The following is a 5,603-nucleotide window of genomic DNA, read 5'->3' as shown; positions in this document are numbered from 1 at the left end:
TTGGTTACACGTCGCGTGGCCTGTTTGGGCGGAGGCTTCGGATGTTCTGGAGTCGGAGGCTGTTGTGGACGACGAAGACGGAGGAGAGGGACATCGCTGCGGCTGCGATGAGGGGGTTCAGCAGCCCGGCGGCGGCGATCGGGATGGCTGCGATGTTGTAGGCGAAGGCCCAGATCAGGTTGGTGCGGATGGTGCGGTTGGTGGCGCGGGCGAGCGTGATGGCGTCCGCGATCGCGTAGAGATCATCCCGGACGAGGATGATGTCAGCAGTCTTGAGGGCGACGTCGGTTCCGGTGACGACTCCTAGCCCCAGATCGGCGGCCGCGAGGGCGGGGGCGTCGTTGATGCCGTCGCCGACCATGGCGACTCGGTGCCCCTCGGCTTGGAGCTGTTCGATCACGGCGACCTTCTCGGTGGGCAGGACACTTGCTCGAACCTGCGCGATCCCGAGGGAGTCGGCGACTCGCTCGGCAGCTGCCGGGGTGTCCCCTGTGAGCAGTACCGTCTGCAGACCGAGCTCGTGCAGTGCGGCGACGGCCTCCGCGGCGTCCTCCTTGATCACGTCGGAGAGCGTGATCACTCCGATGACCTCGGCGCCTCGTGCGACCAGAGCTGTGGAGCGACCTGCCTGCTCGGCGTCGTTGATGGCTTCCTCCATCGGCTCGCTGAGGTGGGCGCTCAGTTCGTGCATGAAGGTGGGGCTGCCGACGGCGATGTTCTCACCGTTGATCGTTGCGCTGATCCCGTGACCGGGGGAGACGGTGTGCTCGGTGGCGGCGGGAATGTCGGCGACCATGGTCGCGGCGTGGGTGCGGAGCGCTTCGGCGACGGCGTGCTCGGAGGACGACTCGACGCCTGCGGCCAGACGCATTAGCTGCTCGGCGGTGACTCCGTGGGGGTGGATGTCGACGACGCGTGGAGCGCCGATCGTGAGGGTTCCGGTCTTGTCCAGGACGACGGTGGTGACCTTGCCGCTGGCTTCGAGAGCGTCTTGTCCCTTGACCAGGACTCCGAGCAGTGCGCCGCGTCCCACGCCGACCATGAGCGCGGTGGGGGTGGCGAGACCGAGGGCGCAGGGGCAGGCGATGATCAGCACGCTGATCCCGTTGGTCACCGCCGTGGACAGGTCTGCCCCGGAGAGGAGCCAGGCGAGTGCGACGAGCACGGTGAGGATGAGGACGACGGGGACGAACACGCGCACCACGGCGTCGACGAGGTGCTGGACCTGGGCCTTGCGGATCTGCGCCTGCTCGGCGACGGCGGCCATCTGTGCGAGTTGCGTGTGGGCACCGACCCGGGTCGCCTCGAGGGCGAGGATCCCGTCCGCGGAGACGGAGCCGCCGATGACCTCGTCGCCCGGCCCGACCGTGCGATGGAGGGATTCCCCGGTCATCGCACCGGTGTCGAGGGAGGCGGTGCCCTCGATGATCCGGCCGTCGACGGCGATCGTCTCGCCGGGGCGCACGAGCACGACGTCTCCGGTGCGGAGTTCCTCGACCGGCACCATCGTCTCGACCCCGTCACGTCGACGGCGGGCCTCTCGTGCCCCGAGAGCGGACAGCGCGCCGAGCACGTCGCCGGCGCGGCGCCGGCTGCGGGTCTCGAAGTAGCGGCCCGCGAGCTGGAAGGTCGTCAGCCCCGCGGCGACATCGAGGTACAGGGCGTTGGCGCCCTCGGGGACCTCGCCGATGCCGAGCCACACGCCGTCGGCGGCGTCGATGCCCGCGAGCATCGAGACCAGGGCCCAGCCGAACGAGGTGAGGATGCCGATGGAGACGAGAGTGTCCATGCTGACGGAGCGGTTCTGCAGGTTCCTCCAGGCAGCCCGGTGGAAGGGCCATGCCGCCCACGTGATGACGGGGATCGCGAGGAGGACGCACAGCAGTTCCCAGCCGGGGAACCGCCATTGCTCGACGAGTGCGAGGGCGATGGTGAGGTCCATCAGGGGGACGGTGAGCAGTGCTGCGGTGATGAGTCTGCGCCGCAGGCTCACGATGCGATTCTCGTTGGCGCGGCGCGACCACTCGTCGTCCTGGTCGTCGTGCTCGGCGGCGTCGTACCCGGCGCCGCGGATGACATCGATCGCGTGCGCCGGTGAGGTGATGCCCGTGACGACGGCGCGCTCGGTGGCGTAGTTGACGGTGGCGCTGACGCCGTCGAGCTTGTTCAGCTTCCGCTCGATGCGATTCGCGCATGCCGCGCAGGTCATCCCGGAGACGTCGAAGGTGTACCGCTCCTCCAGGGAGAGGGCTGGTGGGGCGGCCTGTGCGGTGGGGGTGTGGTTCATCGGGTGCGCTCCCTGTCCGAGAGTCTCTTGAGCATGTCGTTGTAGGCGTCGAACTCGGTGTCCAGGCCGCGGTCGAGGTGCCGATCCCGTCGCCGGGCCTCCTTGTCATCCTGGCGCGCCCATTGGATGCACAGCGCGACGATCGCGATGATCAGCGGGATCTCCCCACCACCCCAAGCCACAGCACCGGCCATCTTCTGCGACTCCCAGAGATCCGCCCACGGCAGCGCGAGGTAGTCGTAGTAGGTCTGGGCGAACAGCGTGGGCGAGGAGTAGATGGCCACGCCGAAGAAGGCGTGGAAGGGCATCGCGGCGAAGGTGTAGCCGAGTTTCCCGATGTGGGGCAACGGGCGCGGCGGACGGTCCACGCCGATGATCAGGCTGTAGTACGCATATCCCGTGGCCAGGAAGTGGAGGTTCATCAGCTGGTGCGCCCAGTGGAAGCGCATCATCGTGCCGAACAGCGGGGTGAAGTACAGGCCGTAGTAGGAGCCGATGAAGATGATGAACACGACCGCCGGGTGGTAGAGGGTCCGCAGCAGCCGCCAGTGCAGGATCTGCGTCACCCACGAGTGCACGCTCGCCCGGCGTCGATCCGCGCGCGCGGTGCGCAGGATCAACGTGATCACCCCGCCCTGGACCAGGAGGATCGGAGCGAGCATGGACAGGCTCATGTGCACCACCATGTGCACGCCGAAGTCCGGGGCGGAGTACTTCCCGAACCCGGAGCTCGTGGCCGCGAGAACGACCAGCCAGCCGCCGCACCACAGCAGCACGCGGCTGATGGGCCATTTCGTGCCCCGCCGGCGCAGGGCGATCACCATCGCGAGATAGGACGCGATGCCGACGACCGCGAGGACGGCGAACAGCAGGTTGAGCCTCCCTGTGCTCATAAGCGTCGCGAATGTCGGCGCATCCGGCACCTCGAACCCCATGAACACCTGGGGGATGCTCGTGGGCACGAAGTACTGCGGCGGCGGAATCCGAGTCATCGCCGCACCGATCGCCACCCACACGATGATCAGCAGGGCCGGGACCGCCATCCGGTGAGAGCCCCTGCGCCGCATCATCACGAGAGAGACCACGAGCGCTGCCAGAAGGGCAAGACGCACCAGGGCGAGAACGCCGGTCACGCTCTCCCACGGATCGCTCCCGGCAAGTTTGAACCACGTCACCACGAGCTCCGCCGCGAGCACGACAGTCGCCCCGACCAGGCCGACGCGGAGGACGAGCCCCTCATCGAGAGGGCCCCGTTCCCCGGTGCGGATCAGCCGCACCGCGGCGGTGACCAGGACCGGTCCGAGGAGGACTCCTGCCGCGATGGTCTGGAGCGCGCCGGCATCCCCGCCGATGTCATGGTTCGGACCGACGAGGATCTGCCCCACCACCACCGGCGCTAGAGCGCCGATGATCCCCGCCCACAGCCCCGGCAGCAGCGTCGTCCAGCGCGTTCCCCAGTAGGAGCACAGCCACAAGACCAGTGCCCCGACCAGAGTCACGGTCCACGCCCGGGGCATGTAGCCGAACATGTAGAGCGGCCCGAACGCCCCCGGCTCCAGGAGGCGTCCCAGCTCGACACCGTTGGACTCGGGTGCAACGACGATCACGTTCGCCGCCGCCAGCACGGTCCAGGCGCCCGACGCCCACGTGAGGAGGCGCAGGTCCGGGCCGAATCGCAGTCGACCTGCCTCGCTCTTCCCGCGCGGATGCAGGAACAGCACCGCGACGACGGCGCCCAGGGAGACTACGGCCGCGAGGTCGGCGGCACCGCGGAGCGCCGCCGCGAACACCGCCGGCCCGAAGCCGGGGAACCCTCGGTGGATGTCCTCGTACAGGGAGGGGCCGCCGAGCAGGCTCGCCGCCACCGCGGGCAGCGCCGCGAGGAAGAGCGCGCCGAGCGCCAGGGCCGCTGCTCTCTGCTTCACCGCACCGACTCTACAAGATGTCGAATAAGGGTCTCGGGGCGACAGGTTGCGATGTCGCGGACGTCTCTCGTGCGCGACTCAGCGATGCCCGGGGCGCAGCTGTCGGCTCAGAGTGCGCGAAGACGGCAAGGCTTCCGGCGCGCAGCGCTGCGAATGGAGCGCGCTGACTCGAGCAGCGCGAACTCCTAACTCGCGGGAGGGGGAAATGTGGTTGAGAGCGGCCAGGGCATCCCGCATGTGGGCGGGGCCCACCTTGGAGGCTGCGGCGTCGTCCGCGGCCAGCTCGGTGAGCAGCGTGATCCGTGAGGAGATCTCCCGCCGCAGGCGGGAACGTTTGGGCAGACATGCCGTGTGCCAGTCTCCAAGCCTCCTCAGCAGTGCGTGGCGCTGGTTGAGGTGCGCTGCCTCATGGGCGAGAACAGCGGACAGGTAGGAGGGCGGCAGTGCGTGCCGGACAGCGCGCGAGACGAAGATCGTTGACGGCGTGCCCGGTATAGCCACGGCCACATAGCGCGGGTCCTCGATCTCGACGACGGTGATGGCACCCATCTGCCAGGAGTCTGTCCGCCGACGGGCGAGCAGTTCAGTGATGCTCGGCCTTTCGCCATCATCCTCGCCGAGATCGACCCGACCCAGCTGAGCAAGAGATCCCGCGATACCAAGACCTCCGAGCCCGGCCCAGGCGATGAGCGTCAGGGCCAACCCCTTGATCGGCGCGCCAGCAGAGCTCGTCGACAGCGACAGCGCCGCCGCGACGAGAACGGCCACGATCGTCACGACCAACCCCAGTGCACCGGCGAGAGCCCACACCATCAGCGCGCGACGTGGACGACGGATCTGCCACCCCCCACGAGTGAGAAGACACGCCGAGAGCGGGACGGCGGCGAGTCCTGCCACCATCAACCCGACGATCGCCCCGATCATCATCGTTCCCGGTGAGAGCGCCGTGAGGTGATCGCGTCCATCACCAGATCGAGGTCGGCCTCGGAGAGGTTGTCGGTGAAGGCCATCAGTGCATCTTCGCGATCCTGCGCGTCCTCGAGCGCCTCGACCATGTCTGCTGCGTGCGCCTGTGCACTGCTCACGGCTGCTTCGAATGTGACCCGCCGGGGGGAGAGGGCTCGTCGGGTGACCATCCCCTTCGTCTCGAGCCGGGACAGCACCGTCAACACCGTGGTCTGGGCGGGTGCGGGGTCATCGAAGGTCGCCTGGATCGCGCTGGCACTAAGCGGTGCGGCGGCGGTCCACAAGGCGCGCATCACCAGAGCTTCCAGTGCGCCGGCAGACCGAGATCTCACACCTGCCATCTGATCAACCACTCCTTGCTCCTGCGTGTCTGTACCGCGCCACACCGTATCTTGCCCGGTGTGATCATCGCGTCTCCGGGCGGC

Annotated in this window: 4 protein-coding genes; all 4 read right to left on the bottom strand. The window is 68.4% G+C overall.

The features are described from left to right. Window positions 1-4 precede the first annotated feature (4 nt). A complete protein-coding gene (locus tag ACT3TZ_RS14840; RefSeq protein WP_444584191.1) occupies window positions 5-2,287 on the bottom strand; it encodes a heavy metal translocating P-type ATPase in 2,283 nt (760 codons plus the stop codon). Beyond that, entirely contained in the window at window positions 2,284-4,212 is a 1,929-nt protein-coding gene (locus ACT3TZ_RS14835) for a cytochrome c oxidase assembly protein (RefSeq protein WP_444584190.1), read from the bottom strand. The genes ACT3TZ_RS14840 and ACT3TZ_RS14835 overlap by 4 nt, the downstream gene beginning before the upstream one ends. A 78-nt stretch (window positions 4,213-4,290) precedes the next feature. Further along, the gene (locus tag ACT3TZ_RS14830; RefSeq protein WP_444584189.1) at window positions 4,291-5,139 is read right to left on the bottom strand and encodes a hypothetical protein; all 849 of its coding nucleotides are present in this window, start codon (window positions 5,137-5,139) and stop codon (window positions 4,291-4,293) included. Continuing rightward, on the bottom strand, window positions 5,136-5,603 hold a 468-nt coding region (locus ACT3TZ_RS14825), incomplete at its 5' end, for a BlaI/MecI/CopY family transcriptional regulator (RefSeq protein WP_444584188.1). The genes ACT3TZ_RS14825 and ACT3TZ_RS14830, both read right to left, overlap by 4 nt.

This window comes from Brachybacterium sp. AOP25-B2-12 (assembly GCF_052378625.1).
Lineage (GTDB): Bacteria > Actinomycetota > Actinomycetes > Actinomycetales > Dermabacteraceae > Brachybacterium.
Note: the sequence above shows the minus strand (reverse complement) of the source record. Positions and strands in the feature narration are given on the sequence as shown.

Coding starts and splice junctions, on each gene's coding strand:
- ACT3TZ_RS14840 (WP_444584191.1), bottom strand. CDS start 2,287: ATGAACCACACCCCCACCGCACAGGCCGCCCCACCAGCCCTCTCCCTG.
- ACT3TZ_RS14830 (WP_444584189.1), bottom strand. CDS start 5,139: ATGATGATCGGGGCGATCGTCGGGTTGATGGTGGCAGGACTCGCCGCC.